This is a genomic window from Paraburkholderia guartelaensis, from assembly GCF_004353905.1.
Lineage (GTDB): Bacteria > Pseudomonadota > Gammaproteobacteria > Burkholderiales > Burkholderiaceae > Paraburkholderia > Paraburkholderia guartelaensis.
On the sequence record NZ_SMOD01000013.1, the window covers coordinates 176891 to 199315 of the forward strand.

Here is a 22425-nt window from a genome sequence, read left to right on the forward strand (position 1 = left end):
ATCGGGAAAACGGATCATGGGCGGATGGTAGCCCGCCCGTCAGGGCTTTCGCAAGAATTCTTCACAACTTACTTGAAGTTCGTACGCCAACTGTTGTGCCTGGGGGACGCTCGGGCAATAAAAAAGGACCGCATCCGGTTCCCCGGATACGGTCCTCGCCATCTGCACGGGCGCTCTCGAAAGGCGGCGCCCAGCGAACGGATTACAGGATATCGGACGCGTAATCGGCAAGCCGCGAGCGTTCGCCGCGTGCGAGCGTTACGTGACCGCTGTGCGCCCAGCCCTTGAAGCGATCCACCACGTAGGTGAGGCCGGAGCTGCCTTCGGTCAGATACGGCGTGTCGATCTGCGCGATGTTGCCGAGACACACGATCTTCGTGCCCGGACCCGCGCGCGTGACGAGCGTCTTCATCTGCTTCGGCGTCAGGTTCTGCGCCTCGTCGATGATCAGATACTTGTCCACGAACGTACGGCCGCGCATGAAGTTCATGCTCTTGACCTTCAGGCGCGAGCGGATCAGTTCCTGGGTCGCTGCGCGCCCCCATTCGCCGGCGGCGTCATCGGTCTTCTGGAGCACTTCGAGGTTGTCGTCGAAGGCGCCCATCCACGGCTGCATCTTTTCCTCTTCGGTACCCGGGAGGAAGCCGATGTCCTCGCCGACCGGCACGGTCGCGCGCGTGACGATGATCTCGTTGTAGCGCTTCTCGTCGAGCACTTGCGCAAGGCCCGCCGCGAGTGCGACGAGCGTCTTGCCCGTGCCGGCCTGGCCGAGCAGCGTGACGAAGTCGATCTCCGGGTTCATCAGCAGGTTCAGCGCGAAGTTCTGCTCGCGGTTGCGCGCCGTGATGCCCCACACGTTGTTCTTGTGGTGGCCGTAGTCGCGCAGCGTTTGCAGGAGCGCCGTCTTGCCGTTGAGCTCGCGCACGATCGCGTGGAACGCCGGTTCGCCGTTCTGCGGTTCGAGATAGACGAACTCGTTCACGAGCATCGAGAGGCATTCGGGACCCGTCACGCGGTAATACGTGGTGCCGGTCTTGGTGTCCTGCCAGGACTCCATGCCCTTTGCGTGCTTCGACCAGAAGTCCTGCTGGAGCGCGCGCACGCCCGAGTAGAGCAGGTCCTTGTCTTCGAGAACCTGGTCGTTGAAGTAGTCTTCCGCAGGCAGGCCGAGCGCATGGGCCTTGATGCGCATGTTGATGTCTTTCGACACCAGCACGACGAGGCGGTCCGGCCGGTCGCGCTGCAGCGCGCGCACCACACCGAGGATCTGGTTATCGGCTTTGCCCTGGGGCAGGCCGTCGACCGGATCGATATGCGTGAGCGTGGTCTGGAAGTACAGGCGCCCAAGCGCTTCGCGGCTGCCGAGGCGGCCCAGCGAAATGCCTTCCGAGATCGGGCCTGCGTTGGCGACCAGCTGGTCGAGCGTGCGGCTCACCTGGCGCGCGTTGCGCGCGACTTCCGACATGCCCTTCTTGTGGTTGTCGAGTTCTTCCAACGTCATCATCGGCAGATAGACGTCGTGTTCCTCGAAACGGAACAGGCAGGTCGGATCGTGCATCAGCACGTTCGTGTCGAGCACGAAGAGCTTCTGGACTTCGGTGCTCTCTTCGGGATGCAGGCGTTTTTTCGCGCCGGCGCGCGTGGCAGGGGCTGCGGCGCCGCCAGAGGCTTTGGCCGAGGCGGGTTTGCCGCCACGCGCAACGGGCGTGTCGTCGGCTTCCGTGCGTGCCTCGAGAGGCTGCAGCAGCGCGGCCGCGACTTGCTTGCTGTTGTTGCGCTTATTGCGCGCGGGCGCCGGTGCGACCGGTTCGAGCGCAGCCAGTTCGGCGCTGGCGCTCGAAAGCGGCACCGTGCGCAACGTGGTCGCGGCGTTGGCGGCCTGCGTCATCGGCTCGGCGACGCTCGCGGGGCCGTATTCGGCAACGTCGGCCGCGTCGTTCTCGCTCGCGGCCTTGCGTGTGCTGCGCGTCGAGCGGGCACGCGCCTTATATTCTTCGGGCGGCAGCAGGTTGCCGAGCTTGCTGGGGGGAGTAGGCAAAGGCATGGTGTCCCTCGAAAAAATCGGGTCGAGTGGTCGCGGGGTTACCCAGTAAGGCGCGCTTTCGGGCGGTGCGTGCGGGTGCCGGGTAGGCGCCCGCCGTTACTGCGCAAGGTGCGCGCTCAGGTCAGAAAATGCCGGTTCGCCTGGTTTTCGATCAGCTCCTTGACGTTTGCGCGCGCCGGGTCGCAAAGCCGGCACGAACGGGGAGAAAAACGGGAGAGAACAGCACGGAACAAACAAAAAAGCCGCCGCCCCGGATGACGAGGCAAGCGGCTTCACTTCGGTGTTGTCCCGTTGCCTCGGATACGCACTTCCGGTCATTCCATGACCGGCTGCGAAACCGCCGCAACGCGACGTAAAAAGGGTTGGACAGGCACTCATTACAGCCCAATATAACGCTCCTCAAAGCGCTTGTACAGCCTCCAGAACTTCCTCGACATGGCCCGGGACCTTGATGCCGCGCCACTCCTGGCGCAGCACGCCGGTCGCGTCGATCAGGAAGGTCGAGCGTTCGATACCTCGTACCTGTTTGCCATACATTTTCTTCAATTTGATGACGTCGAAGAGCGTGCACAGCGCTTCGTCGGCATCCGATACCAAGGTAAACGGCAGTTCGAGCTTGGCCTTGAAGTTATCGTGCGAACGCACGCTGTCGCGCGACACGCCCACGATCTGCGCGCCGGCCTTTTTGAACTTCGGATAGAGGTCGCGGAACTGCAGGCCTTCGGTCGTGCAGCCCGGCGTGTTGTCTTTCGGATAGAAGTACAGCACCACCTTGCTGCCCTTCAGGCTCGACAGCGTGAAGTCGCCGCCGGTAGCGGGGGCGGTGAAGTCCGGAACAGGGTGGTCGACTGCGATGGTCACGTCAGGCACGTGGCTCTCCCTTTGTTATTGGCTGGCGTTGCCGCAACTCACGGCGCCGTTTCGCCGGGACGGCGTGCCGCCCGCGGCGGGGGGCTTTGCGCGGGCGCGGGTCCTGGCAGACACTGAGCGGCGCGCGGGCGGCGGATTCAGTCGGGCTGAACGATCAGCTGGCCGGAGCGGCCGGCGATCTCGCCCCAGGTGACAGGGTACGATGGCAGCGATTCCGGGTCCAGCGTCGCATGGTAGTCGCCCATCGTGGCAAACGTATGGCCTTGCGCGCGCCAGCCGGCGAGCAGCTGCTCGAACACCGGTGCGAGCTTCTGGCCTTCGAGTTCGGCGTGCAGCGTGAAGACCTGGTCGTGCGGGTTGTTTTCGGTACGCTTGAGCATCCATGCGGCGACCGTATCGGTATCGACGCCATCGACACCGAGCACCTCGTCGAGCGTGGGCAGCGTGGTGGGCATCTGCACGTGGTTCAGCGTGCGGCCCGCCACCACCGGACGGTAGGGCGAATGACCGCGCCCGTCGGAGGCGTAGCGCATGCCCCACGTGTCGATCTGCTCAAAGGCGGCCTCGTTCATCTGCCAGCCTGCCGCACCGTGCGTAACGGGCGGCGTGCCGAAGATCCGCGTGAAGCGGTCGTGGCTCTTCTGCATCTGGCGCGCGGTCCACTGCGCGTCACGCTTGCGCACGTTGTCCTGCCAGTACACGTGATCCCACGTATGGATGCCGCACTCGAAGCCGGCTTCGTGAATCGCGCGCATTTCAGCCGCGGCTTCCACGCCGATGTCGGGGCCCGGCAGCAGCACGCCGTACATCAGCTGCTTCACGCCGTAGTGCTCGACCACCGACGTGCGCGAGACCTTCTTGAGAAAGCCAGGCCGCAACACGCGGCGCAGCGCCCAGCCCGTGTGATCGGGGCCGAGGCTGAACAGGAACGTGGCGCGCGCCTTGTAGCGGTCGAAGATACGCGCGAGGTTCGGCACGCCTTCGCGCGTGCCGCGCAGCGTGTCGACGTCGATTTTCAGGACGATGCGGGCCAAGAGGCGAGGACCTTTCTCTAACGCTTAATGTTGCTCGACGAGCGCACGCGCTTCGGCCACGTGGCCACGGTACGCTTCGAAGATCTTGCGCAGCGCTTCGTCGAACGTCGACTTCGGCGCCCAGCCGAGTTCCTGCTTCGTGTTGTCGATCTTCGGCACGCGGTTCTGCACGTCCTGATAGCCCGCGCCGTAGTACGCGCCCGACGACGTTTCGACGAGCTGCACCTTCTTGGCCGTTTCCGCGTATTCCGGGAATTCGGCGGCGAGCGCGAGCATCTTGTGCGCGAGTTCGCGCACCGAGAAGTTATTGGTCGGGTTGCCGATGTTGTAGATCTTGCCCGTGGCGACGCCGTCCTTGTTCTCGATGATCTTCATCAGCGCTTCGATGCCGTCGTCGATGTCGGTGAACGCGCGTTTTTGCGCACCGCCATCCACGAGGCTGATGTTCTCGCCGCGCACGATGTGGCCGAGGAACTGCGTCACGACGCGCGACGAACCTTCCTTCGGCGTGTAGATCGAGTCGAGGCCCGGGCCGATCCAGTTGAACGGACGGAACAGCGTGAAATTCAGGCCTTCCATGCCGTAGCCCCAGATCACGCGGTCCATGAGCTGCTTCGAGCACGCGTAGATCCAGCGCGGCTTGTTGATCGGGCCGTAGGTCAGCGCCGAAGCGTCCGGGTCGAACTGCTCGTCCGAGCACATGCCATAGACTTCCGACGTCGACGGGAAGACGAGGTGCTTGCGGTACTTCACGGCCGAACGCACAATCGGCAGGTTCGCCTCGAAGTCGAGCTCGAACACGCGCAGCGGCTGCTGCACGTAGGTAGCGGGCGTCGCGATGGCGACGAGCGGCAGGATCACGTCGCACTTCTTGACGTGGTACTCGACCCACTCCTTGTTGATCGTGATGTCGCCTTCGAAGAAGTGCATCCGCTCATGCTTGACGAGGTCGCCGAGGCGGTCCGTCTGCATGTCCATGCCGAACACTTCCCAGTTCGTGGATTCGAGGATGCGCTTGGAGAGGTGGTGGCCGATAAAGCCATTCACACCCAGGATCAGAACTTTTTTGGTCATGGACGGGGGACAGATGAAATGAGTTCGGAGAACGCGGCGGGGCTGATGACGGTCTCCTGACCGTTATGCTGATGCCGCAGTTCGTGGATCGCGATGGCGCGTGCGTCGCCGCAGACGGCGAAAAGCGCATTATCGCTTACGTGGATGCCCACGGGCAATCCGGCGAGGGTGCGGACCCTTTCGGCGTCTTGCGAGCCGGGGCGCACGAGGCGCGCGCGGGCAATCACAAAACGTTCGTTGCCGATGTCGGTGAACGCGCCCGGATAGGGCGGCGCGACGGCGCGGATCAGGTTGTACACGTGCTGTGCGCTCTCGCCGAAGTCGATGCGGCCGTCTTCCGGCTTGCGCCCGCCGTAATAGCTGCCCTTCGTGAGATCGTTCGGCAGATGCGGCGCCTCGCCCGCGATCAGCGCGGGCAGCACGCGCCAGAGCGTCTGCTCGGCCGCGACCGTCACCTTGTCGAATACCTGCGCGGCGGTGTCGTCGGGGAGGATCGGCACGGGAGTTTGCGCGAGGATCGCGCCCGCGTCGGGCTTCGCGGCCATTTCGTGCAGCGTGGCGCCCGTTTCGGTTTCGCCGTTGAGCACGGCCCAGTTCGTGGGCACGCGGCCGCGGTATTTCGGCAGCAGCGAGCCGTGCACGTTGTACGCGCCGCGCCCGGCGAGGGCGAGCAGGTCCACGGGCAGCATGTGCCGGTAGTAGAACGAGAAGATGAAGTCCGGGCGCGCCGCGGAAACGGCCGCGCGCAGCTCGGCGCTCTTCGGGTCGGCGGGCGTGACGACCTCGATGCCATGCTCCTCGGCCACCGACTTCACGCTGCCGAACCAGATGTTTTCGGTCGGGCTGTCTTCATGCGTGACGACGAGCGCAACGTCGACGCCGCCCGCGAGCAGCACCTGCAGACAGCGCACGCCCACATTGTGATACGCGAAGACGACGGCACGCGGTTTCATTGGCCGGCTCCTTCGTTGGCCGGATTCGCGGTGGCCGGGCTTGCGGCAGCGCTTGCCTGGCGCGCGAGTTCAGCCGGTTGGGCAAATGCGGCGGCCTGCATGAAATCCTGACGCGGCGTATCGACGACGGCGCGGCCATTGCGCTCCTCGAGGATCGTCTGGATCAGGTAACGCGGACGCGCGCGCACCTGCTGGTAGATGCGGCCGATGTACTCGCCAAGCAAACCGAGCGCGAAGATGATCACGCCGAGCAGGAAGAACGTGATGGCGAAGAGCGTGAACACGCCTTGCACTTCCGCGCCGAGAATGAAGCGGCGAATCAGCAGCAGCAGGAAGAGGCCTGCCGAGCCGAGCGAGAGGATCACGCCGATGAACGAGAGCCACTGCAGCGGCACGACGGAGAAGCCCGTCACGAGGTCGAAATTCAGGCGAATGAGGCTGTAGAGCGAGTACTTCGATTCGCCCGCGAAGCGCTCCTCGTGCGCCACTTCCACCTCGACCGGGTTCTGCGAGAACGTGTAGGCGAGCGCCGGAATGAAGGTGTTGATTTCGCCGCAGCGGTTGATCGTGTCGATGATGCGGCGGTTGTACGCGCGCAGCATGCAGCCCTGGTCGGTCATCTTGATGCGCGTGATGCGCTCGCGCAGACGGTTCATCGCCTGCGAGGCCTTGCGCCGCCAGAGACTGTCCTGGCGCTGCTTGCGGATGGTGCCGACGTAGTCGTAGCCCTCGCGCATCTTCTCGACGAGCTTGCCGATTTCCTCGGGCGGATTCTGCAGGTCGGCGTCGAGCGTGATGACGATCTCGCCGCGGGCCTGCTCGAAGCCCGCGAGAATCGCCATGTGCTGGCCGTAGTTGCCGTTGAGCAGGATCGCGCGCGTGGTGTCGGGCCGCGCGCGGAACTGCTCCGCGAGCATCGCGGCCGAGCGGTCGCGGCTGCCGTCGTTGATGAAGATCACTTCGTACGAGGTGCCGAGCTTGTCGAGCGCCGGATACAGGCGCGCGAACAGCGCGGGAAGGCCGGCTTCCTCGTTGTAGACCGGAATGATGACCGAGACTTCCGGCGTGTCCGGGGTCAAGGTGCCTTGTTCCGTTTGACTCATTTGTGCGTCGATTCCGTTATTTGATGCTTCGGTTTGCTGCGTGCGCAAATCGGCGGCGCGTGCGCTGCGCCGTCCGCCTGCGTTTCCCCTGTGTCGACCAGAGTTGGCGCCTTAGCTTTAGCGCCGACTCCGGTCCCATGCCCGTCAGGGCGGCTTTAGCCAGGCCCCGACTTCCGTTACCGCCAGTTCTGCAAACTACTTCGCAAACTTCGCGCAAATCTCGTTCACCGCGCTGCACACGCGCGCCACGTCGGCTTCGGTCATCTGCGTGAAGAGCGGCAGCGTGACCGTGCTTGCGCCGAAGCGCTCCGCGTGCGGGAACATGCCCGCCTTGAAACCACGCTCGCGGTAGAGCGTGAAGAGGTGGATGGCCGGGTAATGCACGCCCGAGCCGATGCCGCGCTCCTTGAGTTCGCCCATGAAACCGGCGCGGTCGATGGCGAGCTTGTCGAGCGGCAGCGTGATCTGGAACATGTGCCAGTTGCTGTTGGCGAAATCGGCGAGCGGCAGGCCGACGCCGAGCTTAACCGCCGCGCCGCCTTCGAAGCCCGCGAAGTAAGCCCGCGCAAGCTCGCGGCGCTGCCGGATGAAGCGCTCGATGTGCTTGAGCTGGCCGAGCCCGACGCGCGCCGCCACATCCGTGAGATTGTACTTGCCGCCGAGCACGTCGCAGTCCATACCGTCGAAGCCCGTGCGCGTAATGCCCTGGAGGCGGTACTTCTGCGCGAGCACGGCTTCGGCTTCGTCGTTGAGGACGAGCGCGCCGCCTTCGATCGACGTGAGGTTCTTGTTGGCGTGGAAGCTGAACGAGACGATATCGCCGATCGCGCCGATGCGCTTGCCGTTCCAGGTCGAGCCGAACGCCTGTGCGGCGTCCTCGATTACGCGCAACTTGTGCTGGCGGGCGATCGCGTAGAGCCGGTCCATGTCGACGGGCAGGCCCGAGAGAAAGACCGGGATGATGGCTTTGGTCTTCGGCGTGATGGCGGCTTCGAGCTTGTCGAGGTCGATGTTGCGCGTCACAGGGTCGATGTCGGCGAACACCGGGGTCGCACCGACTTCGTAGACCACATTGCTGGTCGCGACCCACGAGGCGGGTGTGGTGATGACTTCGTCGCCGGGACCCACGCCGGCAAGGCGCAAACCGATTTCGAGTGTCGCCGTGCCCGAGTTGAAGGTGCGCACGGGACGGCCGCCGCAGTATTCGGAGAGCGCCGCTTCGAACGCCTGGTTCTGCGGGCCGGTCGTGATCCAGCCCGAGCGCAGCACGTCGACGACGCCCTGGATGGTTTCCTCGTCGATTTCGGGGCGCACGAACGGCAGGAACGGAAGGGTCGACTGCGGGGATGACTGGGTCATGAGTGCCTTGCTCTTTGCTCGTCAGAAAGTGGGGCCGGGCAGCAAGTCTGCCGCGGCGCATCTTACGAAATGCTTATATGGGCGCAATATGCTGCGCTGCAAGCGGTCCCGCCATGCGCGCCAGGAGCGCGCGCCGCGGCAGCGTTAGCTGCGCGCCAGCACGAACACGCCGATCAGGATGATGCCGATACCCACGAGCCGCTGCACGCTCAGCACTTCGCCGAACAAATACCACGCCGCGAACGCATTGACCACGTAGCCGAGCGAGAGCATCGGGTAGGCGATCGAGACGTCCACGCGCGAGAGCCCGACGATCCACACGACCACGCTGAACACGTAGCAGGTGAGCCCGCCGAGAATCGGCACTTGCGTCGCGAGCTTCAGGCCAATGGGCAAGATGTTCGCACGGCTGAATTCGAAGTGTCCAACGGCATTGACACCCGCTTTCAGCAACAGTTGCGCACAGGCGTTGAGGCCGACGCCGGCGAGGATGCAGATCAGGGAAATCGGATTCATCGGAAAGGGTGGTTCAACGGGTTATCGGATTGTGGCGGGGGCTGGGCCGGCGCCGCCGCGCGGGCCGGGCCACGCAGGCCGCGTCTGCGCGGCCCGCCCAATTATCGCCCATGCGTCAATCGGGGCCAGGAAGCGTTCAGGATTGCGGCTTTTCGACGATCACGCGCCGCGCGTCGCGGGCGATCACCTGCATCGGCAGGCCCTGTGCGGCCAGTTCTTCGTAGCGCTGCGCCGGAATCAGCGCGAGCGCGTAGCGGTCGGACTTCCAGCGCGCCTCCCAGTCGGCAATGGTCGGCACCCATTTTTGCGGCTCCTCGGAGATGCCGAAGGCAAGCTCGTCGGTGACCTCGACCATGGTCATCGTATGGCGCACGTAGAAGGGCATGGTGTGGTCGAGTACGCCCACCGAGTAGAACGGCGTGTCGGGCGGCAGCTTCGCAATGGCGGCGCGCACCGCGGGCGCGAGCGGCGCGCCGGAACTCAGGGTGCCGAACACATCGTGGCCCGTGCCCGCAATGGTCGCGAGCAGCAGCCACGCTGTGCCGAGCGCAACCGCTGGCGCGCGCGCGCCGGTTTCGGGCGTGCGTTTCGCGCGGTTCAGGCGCAGGCCGACCATGGTGACGACGAAGGCCACCGCGGCTGCGGCGAACACCCAGACCTGGAACTCCCGGTAGAGCGCGTTCGGATTGCGCGCGTCGCCAAGCCGCGTGAGCACGAACGAGCCCGCCATCAGCACGACGGCCAACAGTGCGTAGCCCGCGAGGTGCTTCTTCCACTGGGCGCGCGTCATGACCGGCAGATACATGCCGATGATGAGCGCAACGGGCGGCGCGATCGGCAGGACGTAGGAGACGAGCTTCGAGTGCGAGGCGCTGAAGAACAGGAAGATGAACACCGTCCACACGAGCATCAGCATGACGGGCGAGAAACCGTTGGGCTGGCGCGGCGCGCGCAGCGCATGGCGCACGCTCTGCACGCTCACCGAAAGCCACGGCAGGAAGCCCACCAGCATGACCGGCACGAAGTAGTAGAACGGGCCGGGGCGGTTCTGCGCGGGCGTCAGGTAGCGCTGGAACTGCTGGACGATGAAGAAGAAGTTGAAGAACTCGGGATTGCGCTGCTGCACGAGGATGAACCACGGCGAAACGATCGCGAAGAACACGATCAGGCCGCTCACGAGATAGAGGCGCTTCCAGAGCGCCCAATCGCGCGAAACCGCCGTATAGAGCACGAGCACGGCGCCTGGCAGGATCAGGCCGACGAGGCCCTTGGAGAGCACCGCCATCGCCATGGCGGCCCAGCACACCCACATCCACAGGCGCGCGTTCGCCTTGGGCAGGTTCGGGCGCTGCGCGAGCAGCAGCGCGCACAGCGTGAGCTGCATCCAGAACGACAGGCCCATGTCGAGCGTGTTGAAGTGGCCCATCAGGTTCCAGTACGGCGCGCAGGCGAGCACGACCGCGGCGAAGAAGCCCGTGGCGGCGTTGAACACACGCGCGCCGGTGAAGCCGATCAGCAGTACGCCCGCGAAGCCGGTGAGCGCCGTGTAGAGGCGCGCCTGCCACTCGCCGATGCCGAACCACGCGAACGTGAGCGCGTTCATCCAGGTTTGCAGCGGCGGCTTTTCGAAGTACTTGTAGTCGTTGTAGCGCGGCGTGATCCAGTCGCCGCTCGCGAACATTTCCCGCGCCATTTCGGCGTAGCGGCCTTCGTCGCTCGGCAGCAGGTGGCGCCAGCCGAGCGGCAGGAACCAGATCACGGCGAGGGCGAGGATCAGGAGCAGGATCGTGCTGCGGTTGAGCGGTAGCCTCGATGGCGTATCGTTCATGGGTTTCAGCCTGTTCTTGTTGCAGTCGTTGCGGTCGAGGTGCGAAGCGCGCGCTTCGCACGCGGCGCGCAAGTGTACTACGCCGCTGCGCAGCGACCTGATGGCAAGCTTAAGGCGCCTCAGCTTTCGATCAGAAGCGCGGCTGCCACGCGGCGGCCTTCGGCCATGAGGATGTTGTAGGTGCGGCAGGCGGCCTTGAAGTCCATCGCCTCGACGCCGATGCGTTTGGCGGCCAGCGCCGCGGTCAGGCGCGGATGCGGAAAGCGCAGCCGCTCGCCGCTGCCGAACACCACCACTTCGGGATTCAGCGGCAGAAGCAATTCGAAGAGTTCGGGCGTGAGGGCGTCGAACGACTGCACCGGCCAGGCGGTGACCGGAGATTCGGGCATCACGATGATGCTGCCCGTATGGCGTTCGAGGTTCACTTCGACGTAGTCGGCGCCGTAACCGGTCACGGTGTTCAGTGCGGCGCTGGAGTCCTGGTGTAGTTTCAAAACGGGGTTCCGGGGTAGGGGCAGGTCGGGTGCGCAAGCGAGGGGCGCATATCCTGTGCCGACGCCGGCCCCGGAGCGAACCGCCTTGCAGCCCGCCGTGTCACCCGCTTCGCGACCCGCCTTCTGGCCGATTGCGCATTGCGGAAGTTGGTCAAAATCCGCTAAATTATAGCTTTTTAGCCGCCGCAGCGGCGGCGCCCGCGGGTAGAGCGCGCCGGCAAGCCGCTACGCGCGCCAACCGCGCATCGGGCGAGGGCAGCCACAAGCTGCCGGGGTGGTTCGCGCTCCCCCCGAATCGTGCACGGCATTTGTCCCGCCGGGGGCGCCCCTCCGGCTCCCTTGCATGTCCTGTCCGCCAAGGCGCCATCCGCCGGCCGGTCGACGGCATTTCAGCCTGTTCCAGCCCTTTTACCGCGTCTTACTCGCTTCTGACGCTCTGACCGCTTCTCTGACCGATACCGATAGCCCGCCGTGAAACCGATTCTCAAATCCAACAAGCTGCAGAACGTTTGCTACGACATCCGCGGGCCGGTGCTCGAGCACGCGAAGCGCCTCGAAGAAGAAGGCCATCGCATCATCAAGCTGAACATCGGCAATCTCGCGCCGTTCGGTTTCGACGCGCCCGACGAGGTCATTCAGGACATGATCCTGAACCTGCCGGGCTCCTCGGGGTATTCGGATTCGAAGGGCGTGTTCGCCGCGCGCAAGGCGATCATGCATTACGCGCAGCAAAAGGGCATCAAGGGCGTCGAGCTCGACGACATCTACATCGGCAACGGCGCGTCCGAGCTGATCGTCATGGCCATGCAGGCGCTTCTGAACGACGGCGACGAAGTGCTGCTGCCCGCGCCCGACTATCCGCTGTGGACGGCGGCGGTGAGCCTCTCGGGCGGCACGCCCGTGCACTACATCTGCGACGAGTCGAACGCGTGGATGCCCGACCTCGACGACATCCGCTCGAAGATCACGCCGAACACGCGCGCGATCGTCGTCATCAACCCGAACAACCCGACTGGCGCGCTCTATTCGGACGACCTGCTGCGCGGCCTCGTGGCGATCGCGCGCGAGCACGGCCTGATCCTGTTCGCCGACGAGGTCTACGACAAGATCATCTACGACGGCAAGACGCACACGGCGCTCGGCTCGCTCTCGGAAGACGTGATCACCGTCACGCTCAACAGCCTGTCGAAGAGTTATCGCGCGTGCGGCTATCGCGCGGGCTGGATGTTCCTCTCGGGCATGACGGGGGAAAACCGCCGCCGCTCGAAGGACTACACGGAAGGTCTCGGTATTCTCGCCTCGATGCGCCTGTGCGCGAACGTGCCGGGCCAGTACGCGATCCAGACGGCGCTGGGCGGCTACCAGAGCATCAACGAGCTGATCCAGCCGGGCGGGCGCCTCTATCGCCAGCGCGAACTGGCGTACAACATGCTGACGGCCATTCCGGGCGTGACCTGCGTGAAGCCGGAGGCGGCGCTCTACATGTTCCCGCGCCTCGACCCGAAGCTCTATCCGATCGAGAACGACCAGCAGTTCATCCTCGATCTGCTCTTGCAGGAGCGCGTGCTGCTCGTGCAGGGCACGGGCTTCAACTGGAAGCAGCCGGACCACTTCCGCGTGGTGTTCCTGCCGAACGTCGACGACCTGACCGATTCGATCAACCGCATCGCGCGCTTCCTCGACGGTTATCGTCAGCGGCACGGTACCTGAGCCAGTCACACGCATCCCCTTTTCAAACACTTAGACGAACACACGCTGCATGGATCCGATCAAAGTAGGTCTCTTGGGCTTCGGCACGGTGGGCAGCGGCACCTTCACGGTACTGCGCCGCAACCAGGAAGAAATCAAACGCCGCGCGGGCCGCGGCATCGAGGTGGCGCGCATTGCCGTGCGCAACCCGGCCAAGGCCACGACGGCGCTCGGCACCGAAGCCGGCAGCGTCGACCTGACGACCGACTTCAACGCCGTGGTCGACGATCCCTCGATTTCGATCGTCGCCGAAATGATTGGCGGCACGACGCTCGCCAAGGATCTCGTGCTGCGCGCCATTGCCAACGGCAAGCATGTCGTTACGGCGAACAAGGCGCTGCTGGCAGTACACGGCACGGAGATCTTCGAAGCGGCGCGCGCCAAGGGCGTGATGGTCGCGTTCGAGGCGGCGGTGGCGGGCGGCATCCCCATCATCAAGGCGCTGCGCGAAGGTCTCACGGCCAACCGCATCCAGTACATCGCCGGCATCATCAACGGCACGACGAACTACATCCTCTCGGAAATGCGTGAGCGCGGGCTCGACTTCGCGACCGCATTGAAGGCCGCGCAGGAACTGGGCTACGCGGAAGCCGATCCGACCTTCGACATCGAAGGCGTGGACGCCGCGCACAAGGCGACGATCATGAGCGCGATCGCGTTCGGTGTGCCCGTGCAGTTCGACAAAGCCTACGTGGAAGGGATCAGCAAGCTCGACGCCATCGACATCAAGTACGCGGAAGAACTGGGCTATCGCATCAAGCTGCTCGGCATCGCGCGCCGCACCGATCGCGGCATCGAACTGCGCACGCATCCCACGCTGATTCCGGCCAAGCGCCTGCTCGCGAACGTGGAAGGCGCGATGAACGCTGTGGTCGTGCATGGCGACGCCGTGGGCACGACGCTGTACTACGGCAAGGGCGCGGGCGCGGAGCCGACGGCATCCGCCGTGGTGGCCGATCTCGTGGATGTGACGCGCCTGCATACGGCCGACCCCGAGCACCGCGTGCCGCATCTGGCGTTCCAGCCGGACAGCCTCTCGAACACGCCGATCCTGCCGATCGACGAAGTCACGAGCGGCTATTACCTGCGCCTGCGCGTGGCGGACCAGACCGGCGTGATGGCGGCCATCACGCGCATCCTGGCGGACAGCGGCATCTCGATCGACGCGCTGCTGCAAAAGGAAGCGGAGCAGGTCGACGCGCAGGGCAAGGCGGAAACCGACATCATCCTGATCACGCACGAGACGATCGAGAAGAACGTCAACGCGGCGATCGCGCAGATCGAAAAGCTCGCGACGGTGAAGTCGCAGGTCACGAAGCTGCGTATGGAAGGACTGAACTAAGGCAAGGGCTATGAATTACGTATCTACGCGCGGCGCGGGCGCCGACGAGCATCATTCGTTTTCCGACATCCTGCTGGGCGGCCTCGCGCGCGACGGCGGCCTGTATCTGCCGGCCGAGTATCCGCAGATCAGCACGGAAGAACTGGCGCGCTGGCGCGGCCTTTCGTATGCGGATCTCGCGTTCGAGATCCTCTCGAAATTCGCCGGCGACATTCCGGCCGAGGACCTGCGCGACATCACGCGTCGCACCTACACGGGCGAGACGTACCGCAACGTGCGCCACGGCGAAGACGCAAGCAAGATCACGCCGCTCACCACGCTCGGCGTGGAAAACGGCACCACGCTCTCGCTGCTCGAGCTCTCGAACGGTCCGACGCTCGCGTTCAAGGACATGGCGATGCAGCTGCTTGGCAACCTGTTCGAGTACGCGCTCGCGAAGGCCGGCCAGGAGCTGAACATTCTCGGCGCGACCTCGGGCGACACCGGCAGCGCGGCTGAATACGCCATGCGCGGCAAGAAGGGCGTGCGCGTGTTCATGCTTTCGCCGCACAAGAAGATGAGCGCGTTCCAGACGGCGCAGATGTTCAGCCTGCAGGACCCGAACATCTTCAATCTGGCCGTGGAAGGCGTATTCGACGACTGCCAGGACATCGTCAAGGCCGTTTCGAACGACCACGCATTCAAGGCGCAGCAGAAGATCGGCACGGTCAACTCGATCAACTGGGCGCGCGTCGTGGCCCAGGTCGTGTACTACTTCGCCGGCTACTTCGCGGCGACGAAGTCGAACGACGAGCGCGTCTCGTTCACGGTGCCCTCGGGCAACTTCGGCAACGTGTGCGCGGGCCATATCGCGCGCATGATGGGTCTGCCGATCGAAAAGCTCGTGGTCGCGACCAACGAGAACGACGTGCTCGACGAGTTCTTCCGCACCGGCATTTACCGCGTGCGCGGCTCGGCCGAGACGTATCACACGACGAGCCCGAGCATGGACATCTCGAAGGCATCGAACTTCGAGCGCTTCGTCTACGACTTGCTGGGCCGCGATCCGGCGCGCGTGACGCAGTTGTTCCGCGACGTCGAGGAGAAGGGCGGCTTCGATCTCGTGGCGAGCGGCGACTTCGTGCGCGTCAAGCAGTTCGGCTTCGTTTCGGGCCGCAGCAGCCACGACGACCGCATCGCCACGATTCGCGACATCTACTCGCGCTACAAGACGATGATCGACACTCATACGGCCGACGGCGTGAAGGTCGCCCGCGAACACCTGCAGCCGGGTGTGCCGATGATCGTGCTCGAAACCGCGCAGCCGGTGAAGTTCGGCGAGACGATCCGCGAAGCGCTGGACCGTGAGCCGGAGCGTCCGGCGGCGTTCGAAGGCCTCGAGGCGCTGCCGCAGCGCTTCGAAGTCGTGCCTGCCGACGCCCAGCGCGTGAAGGACTATATCGCCGCTCACACGGCGCACTGATCTGCGCAGCCGGGGCCGGATCTGTTTGCGGCCCTGGCGCGTCGATATCGCATCAGGTTTCACGAGACGGCGGGTTGCCCGAACCCGCCCGCTGCGACACTCCAGCCGATCCTGCTCACCCGCACGCATGGCGTGCCAGGGATATCCACGGCATAAGGCACAGCGCGCCGGTCGCGCCGCTACAATAACGGCAGACCAACCGCTGCTGGCGGCCCCACCGCCAAGTCCGAGACGACCTCGATGTCCACGCCTACGTCCCCGTCTTCCGCTGCGCCTGCGCCTGCGCCTGCACCCGCGCCGCGCGCGCCGATGCTTTCCACTGCCGACGCCCTTGCCACGCTGCTTGCCGCGGCGAAGCCGCTCGCCGGCACCGAAACGATTTCGACGTTCGACGCGTTGAACCGCGTGCTCGCCGCAGACGTCGTCTCGCCGCTCGACGTGCCGCCGATGAATACGAGCGCAATGGACGGCTACGCGGTGCGCGTGGCCGATCTCGCGCAGGGCAGCCGCCGTCTGCCGGTTTCGCAGCGCATTCCCGCGGGCCACGCGCCACAGCCGCTCGCGGCGGGCACGGCCGCACGCATCTTCACGGGCGCGACGGTGCCGCCGGGCGCAGACGCTGTGGTGATGCAGGAGCAGACCGAGGCCGCGGAAGGAGCCGTCACGTTTCTGCACGCGCCCAAGGCGGGCGAATGGATCACGGCACAGGGTGCGGACATCCGCAAGAACACGGTGATCCTGCCGGCGGGCACGCGCCTCACGCCGGCGGCGCTCGGGCTCGCGGCGTCGGTTGGGTGCGCCGCGCTCACCGTCGTGCGCCGCGTGAAGGTCGCGGTGTTCTTCACCGGCGACGAACTGACCATGCCCGGCGAGCCGCTCAAGCCCGGCGCGATCTACAACTCGAACCGCTTCACGCTCACGGGCCTCTTGCGCAACCTCGGCTGCGCAGTCACCGACTACGGCATCGTGCCGGACCAGCTCGACGTCACACGCGCGACGCTGCGCGAGGCGGCCGCCGCCCACGACCTCATCCTCACCTCGGGCGGCGTCTCGGTCGGCGAGGAGGACCACGTGCGGCCTGCCGTCGAGGCCGAAGGCCGCATCAACCTGTGGCAGATCGCCATGAAGCCGGGCAAGCCGCTTGCGTTCGGCGCGGTGCGTCGAGCGCAAGGGGCTACGGAGGTGGAGTCCGGCGAGGCGTTCTTCATCGGGCTGCCGGGCAACCCGGTGTCGAGTTTTGTCACCTTTCTGCTGTTCGTGCGCCCGTTCCTGCTGCGGCTCGCGGGCGCGACGCAAGTAAGCCCGCGCGCGCTCTCGCTGCGCGCCGACTTCACCCAGACGAAGAGCGATCGCCGCAATGAATTCCTGCGCGCGCGCGTGAATCCGGCTGGCGGTCTCGACCTGTTCCCGAACCAGAGTTCGGCGGTCCTCACCTCCACGGTCTGGGGCGACGGTCTCATCGACAATCCGCCCAACCATGCGATCAGCGCAGGCGAGACCGTGCGCTTCATTCCGTTCACCGAATTGCTGTACTGAAAAGCCTCAAGCGATGAAGATCCAGTTGAAATTTTTTGCGAGTGTGCGCGAGGCGCTAGGCGTCGCGGACGAAACGGTCACGCTGCCTGACGCCATCGTGACGGTCGGCGACGTGCGCGGCTGGCTGCGTGCGCGCGGCGGTGTCTGGGCGGAGACGCTGGCGGAAGGCCGCGCGCTGCGCATGGCCTGCAATCACGTGATGACGGACCCGCGCACGCGTATTACCGAGGGCTGCGAAGTCGCGTTTTTCCCGCCGGTGACGGGCGGCTGAGCGCCACAGGAGACTCGCGATGCCCGTGCGCGTACAAACGGAAGATTTCGACCTCACCACCGAGGTCGCACAGTTGCGCGCGCGCAATCCGGCGATCGGCGCGGTGGCGTGCTTCGTCGGCACGGTGCGCGATCTGAACGACGGCAGCACGATCGCCTCGCTCGAACTCGAGCACTATCCGGGCATGACCGAGAAGGCGCTGGAGGCGATCGTCGACGAGGCGCAGCGGCGCTGGGCGGGCATCGAGGTGCTGATCGTGCACAGGGTGGGCAAGCTCGCGCCGCTCGACCAGATCGTGCTGGTCGCGACGACCTCGAAGCATCGCGGCGACGCCTTCGCGTCCTGCGAATTCGTCATGGACTACCTCAAGACCGAGGCGCCGTTCTGGAAGAAGGAAGAGACGGAGCAGGGCGCACGCTGGGTCGATGCCCGCGAGAGTGACGACAAGGCGCTGGCGCGCTGGGGTGTGGCGTCGGGGAACACTTCGCGGGAATCCGGCTAGCGCTGACCGCCGGGATGAGAGGGCAGATTTAGCTCGCCCGTCCCTATCTAACGCAACTAACCGCCTAGTCCAGCGCCGCGCTGGAAGCAGATGTGCTCACTCTGCCGGCGTGCTCTCGTCGACATCCATCTGGCGGCCAACGAAACGGGCCGGAAACGGCTCGCCGGTCGGGCGCGTGGGCAGGTCATGGCCGTGCCCGGCGGGGCGCCTGCGAGGCGCTACGCGGTCGAGAAGCGCCTGTTGCTCGGGCGGAATCGTGTAATCCCAGCCAAAGCGGCTGAGTTGCAGGCTTTGCGCAATGCGCAGCGCGGGTTCCATGAACTGCACGGCCGCTGCGGGCTCGTAGCGAGCCTGCACGGTATCGAGGAAAAGGTAGAGCCAGCGGCTGAAATGCTGCGGCTCGACGCCGGGCACCGGATCGTGCGCCTGCTGCACATTGCCGCGGTAGCTTTTGGTGCCGAGCACGAGGCTCGACCAGAAGCGGCACATTTTCGGCAGATGTTCGTCCCAACGCCCGGCGAGTACGCCGTCGAACACCGGCCCGAGCATGGCGTCGTCGCGCACGCGGTCATAGAACGCGTAGACGAGTTCGCGGATGTTCTCTTCAGTTGGCTGGGCGTGCAGCGCGGCAGCGGGGAGGGTGTCGGGGCGAGTCATTTGGGGCCTGGGCGATACCTGGAGTGCCTGGAGTGTAGTCGGCGGCGGGGCGCCGCCACGATGCGGCCATGAGCCGCATGCAAGCTGCCAGGCACTGCGAAGTGTCCATCGAAGTAACAATCATACCCAGTCCAGGCAAAACCTGCATGCTAACTGCATGTTATTGTATGGGTTCTGTCACCTGCACCCCCTCTGTCATTGCGACCGCCATGAGACTGACCGACTACACCGACTATTCGTTGCGCGTGATGCTGTATCTCGCGCTGCGTCGCGACAGCCTGGCCACGATCCAGGAGATCTCGGACGCCTACGGCGTTTCGAAGAATCATCTGATGAAAGTCGTGCAGCGCCTTGGCGAGCTTGGCTGGGTCGATACCGTTCGCGGCCGCAATGGGGGCTTGCGGCTCGCACCGGCGTCGCTCGATCTGAGCGTTGGCGCGGTCGTCCGTGAGACCGAGAGCGACTTCTCGCTCGTCGGCTGCTTTCCGGACGAACATGGCGATCGGCGTAGCTGCGTCATCGAGCCGCAGTGCCGGCTCAAGCACGCATTGGCGGCGGCGCGCGATGCGTTCCTCGCGGAACTCGACCGCCATACCATCGGCGAACTGGCCCAGCCGGCAGGCGAACTGACGGGGCTGCTTGGCCTCGCGCCGATCCAGTTCATGCCGCGCGCGCAGGCGGCTCGACCCACGTCTTCGCGGGAGCATTGAAAGGGGGCGCGCCAGCGTCACCCGTTCGCTCTTTCTTCTCTCCCGAGCAGCGACGCGTAGCCGTCGCGCTCTGTCTCGCGCGGCTGCGGCCGCCTCGCATTCTTCCCCCGTTTTCTCACGCCGCGGCAGGGGTTGCCGATGGCCGTCGCCTGCGCTTGAATCTCAAAAATCGGAAAAAATGACGCCAGAGCGCTTGAAACCGGCGCGTCCCCCCTCAAATTTGGTGACAGTCTAGAAATCTGGAGGTCTCGCGTTAAATGAGAATCGACAAACTCACCACCAAGTTCCAGGAAGCCATCGCCGACGCGCAAAGCCTCGCGGTGGGCCACGATAACCAGTACATCGAACCCGTTCACCTGCTGGCTGCGCTCGTCGCGCAGCAGGACGGCTCCGCGCGCTCGCTGATGTCGCGTGCGGGCGTGCAGGTCCAGGCGCTGCAGAACACGCTGAACGACGCCATCAACCGCTTGCCGCAGGTGCAGGGCACCGACGGCAACGTGCAGATCGGCCGCGAACTCACGGGTCTGCTCAATCAGGCCGACAAGGAAGCGCAGAAGCTCAACGACACGTATATCGCGAGCGAGATGTTCCTGCTCGCCGTTTCCGAAGACAAGGGCGAAGCGGGTCGTCTCGCGCGCCAGCACGGCCTGACGCGCAAGGCGCTTGAAGCCGCGATCGTCGCGGTGCGCGGCGGCGCGCAGGTGCACAGCCAGGACGCCGAAAGCCAGCGTGAAGCGCTCAAGAAGTACACCGTCGATCTGACCGAGCGCGCGCGTTCGGGCAAGCTCGACCCCGTGATCGGCCGCGACGACGAAATCCGCCGCTCGATCCAGATCCTGCAACGCCGCACCAAGAACAATCCGGTGCTGATCGGCGAGCCGGGCGTGGGCAAAACGGCCATCGTCGAAGGCCTCGCGCAGCGCATCGTCAACGGCGAAGTGCCCGAAACGCTCAAGGGCAAGCGCGTGCTTTCGCTCGATATGGCCGCACTGCTCGCGGGCGCGAAGTATCGCGGGGAGTTCGAGGAGCGCCTGAAGGCCGTGCTCAACGACATCGCCAAGGACGAAGGCCAGACCATCGTCTTCATCGACGAAATTCACACGATGGTCGGCGCGGGCAAGGCCGAAGGCGCGTTGGACGCGGGCAACATGCTCAAGCCGGCGCTGTCGCGCGGCGAGCTGCACTGCATCGGCGCGACCACGCTCGACGAGTATCGCAAGTACATCGAAAAGGACGCCGCGCTGGAGCGCCGCTTCCAGAAAGTGCTCGTCGATGAACCGTCGGTCGAGGCGACCATCGCGATCCTGCGTGGCCTGAAGGAGAAGTACGAGCTGCACCACGGCGTGGAAATCACCGACCCGGCGATCGTCGCGGCGGCGGAACTGTCGCATCGCTACATCACCGACCGTTTCCTGCCGGACAAGGCCATCGACCTGATCGACGAAGCGGCTTCGAAGATCAAGATGGAAATCGATTCGAAGCCCGAAGCAATGGACAAGCTCGATCGTCGCCTGATCCAGCTGAAGATCGAGCGCGAGGCCGTCAAGAAGGAGAAGGACGAAGCGTCGCAGAAGCGTCTGCAGTTGATCGAGGAAGAGATCGACCGGCTGAGCCTCGAATATAAGGACCTCGAAGAGATCTGGACCACCGAGAAGGCCGCGGTGCAGGGCGGCGCGCAGATCAAGGAAGAGATCGACCGCGTGCGCGCGGAGATCAATCGCTTCCAGCGCGAAGGCAAGCTCGAGAAGGTCGCGGAACTGCAGTACGGCAAGCTGCCGGAACTCGAAGCGCAGCTCAAGCAGGTGACGCTCGCCGAGGCGAACGAGCAGAACAACCCCACGCGTCTGCGCTTGCTGCGCACGCTCGTGGGCGCCGAGGAAATCGCGGAAGTCGTGTCGCGTTCGACCGGCATCCCCGTTTCGCGCATGATGCAGGGCGAGCGCGAAAAGCTGCTGCAGATCGAAGAGAAGCTGCACGAGCGCGTGGTGGGCCAGGACGAAGCCATTACCGCCGTTGCCGACGCGATTCGCCGCTCGCGCGCCGGTCTCTCGGACCCGAACCGGCCGTACGGCTCGTTCCTGTTCCTCGGGCCGACGGGTGTGGGCAAGACCGAGTTGTGCAAGGCGCTGGCGGGCTTCCTGTTCGATTCGGAAGATCACCTCATCCGCATCGACATGAGCGAGTTCATGGAGAAGCACAGCGTGGCGCGTTTGATCGGCGCGCCGCCGGGATACGTGGGCTATGAAGAGGGCGGCTATCTGACCGAGGCCGTGCGTCGCAAGCCGTATAGCGTGATCCTGCTCGACGAAGTCGAAAAGGCGCACCCGGATGTGTTCAACGTGCTGCTGCAGGTGCTCGACGACGGCCGTATGACCGATGGCCAGGGTCGCACCGTCGACTTCAAGAACACCGTGATCGTGATGACGTCGAACCTCGGTTCGCACCTCATTCAAGCGATGGCGGGCGAGCCGCAGGAAGCCGTGAAGGACGCCGTGTGGAACGAAGTGAAGCAGCAGTTCCGCCCCGAGTTCCTGAACCGGATCGACGAGGTGGTGGTGTTCCATGCGCTCGATCGCTCGAATATCGAGTCGATTGCGAAGATCCAGCTGCAGCGTCTGCGCGAGCGTCTGGAGAAGCTCGATATGGAACTCATGGTCTCGGACGAGGCGCTGGGCCAGATCGCCAAGGTCGGTTACGACCCGGTGTTCGGCGCACGGCCGCTCAAGCGCGCGATTCAGCAGGAGATCGAGAACCCGGTCGCCAAGCTGATCCTCGCGGGCAAGTTCGGGCCGAAGGATGTGATTCCGGTCGGCGTGCACGACGGCAAGTTCGTGTTCGAGCGCGTGGTGCACTAAGGCGGGTAGCAAACCTCGGTTGAGACTCGTGCCGCAAGGCGCGCACTGAGCCGAAACGAAAAGGGC

19 protein-coding genes are annotated in these 22425 nt (G+C 65.0%); 8 read left to right on the forward strand and 11 right to left on the reverse strand.

Annotation, left to right across the window (positions count from 1 at the left end; genetic code table 11):
• Positions 1–202: 202 nt before the first annotated feature.
• The 10 genes from E1N52_RS19000 to E1N52_RS19045 form a co-directional block, all read right to left on the reverse strand.
• Positions 203–2044, reverse strand: a complete 1842-nt coding sequence (locus E1N52_RS19000; protein WP_133184280.1) for a PhoH family protein — start codon at positions 2042–2044, stop codon at positions 203–205.
• A gap of 399 nt (positions 2045–2443) precedes the next feature.
• A complete protein-coding gene (locus E1N52_RS19005) occupies positions 2444–2905 on the reverse strand; it encodes a peroxiredoxin (protein WP_133184329.1) in 462 nt (153 codons plus the stop codon).
• Positions 2906–3051: 146 nt separating this feature from the next.
• Complete coding sequence (locus tag E1N52_RS19010; protein WP_133184281.1) at positions 3052–3948, reverse strand: polysaccharide deacetylase family protein; 897 nt, start codon at positions 3946–3948, stop codon at positions 3052–3054.
• A 24-nt stretch (positions 3949–3972) separates the two neighbouring features.
• Positions 3973–5022: a bifunctional UDP-4-keto-pentose/UDP-xylose synthase gene (locus E1N52_RS19015; protein WP_133184282.1), complete on the reverse strand. Its 1050-nt coding sequence runs from the start codon at positions 5020–5022 to the stop codon at positions 3973–3975.
• Positions 5019–5975, reverse strand: coding sequence for a formyltransferase (locus E1N52_RS19020; protein WP_133184283.1), 957 nt, complete (start codon positions 5973–5975; stop codon positions 5019–5021). The genes E1N52_RS19015 and E1N52_RS19020 overlap by 4 nt, the downstream gene beginning before the upstream one ends.
• A complete protein-coding gene (locus tag E1N52_RS19025; RefSeq protein WP_133184284.1) occupies positions 5972–7078 on the reverse strand; it encodes a glycosyltransferase in 1107 nt (368 codons plus the stop codon). The genes E1N52_RS19020 and E1N52_RS19025 overlap by 4 nt, the downstream gene beginning before the upstream one ends.
• A 195-nt stretch (positions 7079–7273) precedes the next feature.
• Positions 7274–8437 carry a DegT/DnrJ/EryC1/StrS family aminotransferase gene (locus E1N52_RS19030; protein WP_133184285.1) on the reverse strand — a complete coding sequence of 388 codons (1164 nt, stop codon included), beginning with the start codon at positions 8435–8437 and terminating at the stop codon, positions 7274–7276.
• Between the two features lie 144 nt (positions 8438–8581).
• Complete coding sequence (locus E1N52_RS19035) at positions 8582–8953, reverse strand: SMR family transporter (protein WP_028204911.1); 372 nt, start codon at positions 8951–8953, stop codon at positions 8582–8584.
• Between the two features lie 136 nt (positions 8954–9089).
• Positions 9090–10781, reverse strand: a complete 1692-nt coding sequence (locus tag E1N52_RS19040) for a glycosyltransferase family 39 protein (RefSeq protein ID WP_133184286.1) — start codon at positions 10779–10781, stop codon at positions 9090–9092.
• A 119-nt stretch (positions 10782–10900) separates the two neighbouring features.
• The gene (locus E1N52_RS19045; protein WP_133184287.1) at positions 10901–11275 is read right to left on the reverse strand and encodes an Mth938-like domain-containing protein; all 375 of its coding nucleotides are present in this window, start codon (positions 11273–11275) and stop codon (positions 10901–10903) included.
• Positions 11276–11746: 471 nt separating this feature from the next.
• Here E1N52_RS19045 and E1N52_RS19050 point away from each other — a divergent pair, with 471 nt between their 5' ends.
• The 6 genes from E1N52_RS19050 (at position 11747) to E1N52_RS19075 (ending at position 18137) form a co-directional block, all read left to right on the forward strand.
• A complete protein-coding gene (locus tag E1N52_RS19050; RefSeq protein ID WP_069267526.1) occupies positions 11747–12985 on the forward strand; it encodes a pyridoxal phosphate-dependent aminotransferase in 1239 nt (412 codons plus the stop codon).
• A 49-nt stretch (positions 12986–13034) separates the two neighbouring features.
• Positions 13035–14366, forward strand: a complete 1332-nt coding sequence (locus E1N52_RS19055) for a homoserine dehydrogenase (protein WP_133184288.1) — start codon at positions 13035–13037, stop codon at positions 14364–14366.
• Positions 14367–14376: 10 nt separating this feature from the next.
• Positions 14377–15828: a threonine synthase gene (gene thrC / locus E1N52_RS19060; protein WP_133184289.1), complete on the forward strand. Its 1452-nt coding sequence runs from the start codon at positions 14377–14379 to the stop codon at positions 15826–15828.
• 309 nt (positions 15829–16137) lie between these two features.
• Positions 16138–17364 (forward strand): molybdopterin molybdotransferase MoeA, encoded by a 1227-nt coding sequence (locus E1N52_RS19065; RefSeq protein ID WP_133184330.1) that lies wholly within the window; start codon positions 16138–16140, stop codon positions 17362–17364.
• Between the two features lie 13 nt (positions 17365–17377).
• Positions 17378–17635: a molybdopterin converting factor subunit 1 gene (gene moaD / locus E1N52_RS19070; protein ID WP_069267522.1), complete on the forward strand. Its 258-nt coding sequence runs from the start codon at positions 17378–17380 to the stop codon at positions 17633–17635.
• 19 nt (positions 17636–17654) lie between these two features.
• Positions 17655–18137, forward strand: a complete 483-nt coding sequence (locus tag E1N52_RS19075) for a molybdenum cofactor biosynthesis protein MoaE (protein ID WP_133184290.1) — start codon at positions 17655–17657, stop codon at positions 18135–18137.
• A gap of 96 nt (positions 18138–18233) precedes the next feature.
• On the opposite strand, the gene E1N52_RS19080 is transcribed toward E1N52_RS19075, so the two are convergent.
• On the reverse strand, positions 18234–18794 hold the full coding sequence (locus tag E1N52_RS19080) for a group III truncated hemoglobin (RefSeq protein ID WP_133184291.1): 561 nt from the start codon (positions 18792–18794) through the stop codon (positions 18234–18236).
• Positions 18795–19003: 209 nt separating this feature from the next.
• Between E1N52_RS19080 and E1N52_RS19085 the strand changes: the two genes are divergently transcribed.
• Together E1N52_RS19085 and clpB are read left to right on the forward strand one after the other, a co-directional pair.
• Positions 19004–19504: an Rrf2 family transcriptional regulator gene (locus E1N52_RS19085; protein WP_133184292.1), complete on the forward strand. Its 501-nt coding sequence runs from the start codon at positions 19004–19006 to the stop codon at positions 19502–19504.
• Positions 19505–19761: 257 nt separating this feature from the next.
• The gene (clpB, locus tag E1N52_RS19090; protein WP_133184293.1) at positions 19762–22359 is read left to right on the forward strand and encodes an ATP-dependent chaperone ClpB; all 2598 of its coding nucleotides are present in this window, start codon (positions 19762–19764) and stop codon (positions 22357–22359) included.
• Positions 22360–22425 lie beyond the last annotated feature (66 nt).

Bases quoted from the DNA above. Each gene is read 5' to 3' on its own strand.
- E1N52_RS19025 (WP_133184284.1), bottom strand. From the start codon at position 7,078: ATGAGTCAAACGGAACAAGGCACCTTGACCCCGGACACGCCGGAAGTC.
- E1N52_RS19000 (WP_133184280.1), bottom strand. From the start codon at position 2,044: ATGCCTTTGCCTACTCCCCCCAGCAAGCTCGGCAACCTGCTGCCGCCC.
- thrC (WP_133184289.1), top strand. From the start codon at position 14,377: ATGAATTACGTATCTACGCGCGGCGCGGGCGCCGACGAGCATCATTCG.
- E1N52_RS19075 (WP_133184290.1), top strand. From the start codon at position 17,655: ATGCCCGTGCGCGTACAAACGGAAGATTTCGACCTCACCACCGAGGTC.
- E1N52_RS19040 (WP_133184286.1), bottom strand. From the start codon at position 10,781: ATGAACGATACGCCATCGAGGCTACCGCTCAACCGCAGCACGATCCTG.
- E1N52_RS19085 (WP_133184292.1), top strand. From the start codon at position 19,004: ATGAGACTGACCGACTACACCGACTATTCGTTGCGCGTGATGCTGTAT.
- E1N52_RS19065 (WP_133184330.1), top strand. From the start codon at position 16,138: ATGCTTTCCACTGCCGACGCCCTTGCCACGCTGCTTGCCGCGGCGAAG.
- E1N52_RS19055 (WP_133184288.1), top strand. From the start codon at position 13,035: ATGGATCCGATCAAAGTAGGTCTCTTGGGCTTCGGCACGGTGGGCAGC.
- E1N52_RS19035 (WP_028204911.1), bottom strand. From the start codon at position 8,953: ATGAATCCGATTTCCCTGATCTGCATCCTCGCCGGCGTCGGCCTCAAC.
- E1N52_RS19030 (WP_133184285.1), bottom strand. From the start codon at position 8,437: ATGACCCAGTCATCCCCGCAGTCGACCCTTCCGTTCCTGCCGTTCGTG.
- E1N52_RS19080 (WP_133184291.1), bottom strand. From the start codon at position 18,794: ATGACTCGCCCCGACACCCTCCCCGCTGCCGCGCTGCACGCCCAGCCA.
- clpB (WP_133184293.1), top strand. From the start codon at position 19,762: ATGAGAATCGACAAACTCACCACCAAGTTCCAGGAAGCCATCGCCGAC.
- E1N52_RS19020 (WP_133184283.1), bottom strand. From the start codon at position 5,975: ATGAAACCGCGTGCCGTCGTCTTCGCGTATCACAATGTGGGCGTGCGC.
- moaD (WP_069267522.1), top strand. From the start codon at position 17,378: ATGAAGATCCAGTTGAAATTTTTTGCGAGTGTGCGCGAGGCGCTAGGC.
- E1N52_RS19015 (WP_133184282.1), bottom strand. From the start codon at position 5,022: ATGACCAAAAAAGTTCTGATCCTGGGTGTGAATGGCTTTATCGGCCAC.